General features: G+C 56.9%; 1 protein-coding gene. It reads right to left on the reverse strand.

The genetic code is table 11. The features are described from left to right. On the reverse strand, positions 1-504 hold a 504-nt coding region (locus tag ACP7EE_RS27605; protein ID WP_426238177.1), incomplete at both ends, for a transposase.

The raw sequence follows: 504 nt of genomic DNA on the forward strand, positions 1-504 counted from the left end.
CAGTGCAAATACCACTCGGGCAAGCTTGCGGGCCAGGATCACCAGGGCCTGTGTCGTACTGAGCCCGCGACCTCTTTGCTTTTCATAAAATCCTTTCCACGTCGGCGTACGGCTGGCCGACATTGCCGCATTATGCAAAAGCCGTCGGGCTTCGGGGTCTCCGCGCTTAGTCAGGCTTCGGCGCCCGTCCTTCTGTCCCGACTGCGACACACGCAAATCCATGCCTAAAAATGCGATAAATGCATCCGCATTCCTGAAGTCGCCACGCTGAAACGCAGCAATCAAGCGGGCTCCCGTCAAAAAGCCAATACCTTCAATTTTCGTGCAACGCTTCAGTTGGGTAAGCAAACCGGCCTCTTTCAACTGGTCGTTGATCATCTTCTCGACCAGCGTTTCAAGCCTCTGCATTGATGTCAGGTGTTCGGCAAACGCGCTTTTGAGCAGCGGCTCGTTCGCCCAGCTTTGCGCCAGGGCTACTCGCGCCTGAACCAGCGCCGCGCGACG

Source organism: Pseudomonas sp. TWP3-2 (assembly GCF_049897765.1).
Taxonomy (GTDB): Bacteria; Pseudomonadota; Gammaproteobacteria; order Pseudomonadales; family Pseudomonadaceae; genus Aquipseudomonas.